At 38.2% G+C, this 335-nt stretch carries 1 protein-coding gene; it reads left to right on the forward strand.

The window, feature by feature from the left end; translation table 11 throughout:
• On the forward strand, positions 1-335 hold a 335-nt coding region (locus tag FE392_RS21195; RefSeq protein WP_319932038.1), incomplete at both ends, for an IS110 family transposase.

Here is a 335-nt window from a genome sequence, read left to right on the forward strand (position 1 = left end):
GTTTTCTGTCATTGTTTTAAATCCCCTTCAGACAAATGCGTGGAGAAAAGGAACAGAAATTAGAAAACGTAAGACTGATTCCATTGACGCAACCTTAATTGCAGACGTGATTCGCTTTGGACGATTTACAGAGACACCCTTAGCTAATGAAACCATGCTGGCATTAAAACAATTGAGTCGTTTCAGAAGCTCCCTTGTACATAGCGTGAGTGATTTAAAACGAAAAGCTATTGTGGTATTAGATCAGACATTTCCGGAATACCATACGGTATTCTCTGATATTTTTGGCAAAACATCTGCCGAAGTTTTAATGGAATATACTACCCCTAGTGATT

This window comes from Xenorhabdus santafensis (assembly GCF_033949405.1).
GTDB lineage: Bacteria > Pseudomonadota > Gammaproteobacteria > Enterobacterales > Enterobacteriaceae > Xenorhabdus > Xenorhabdus santafensis.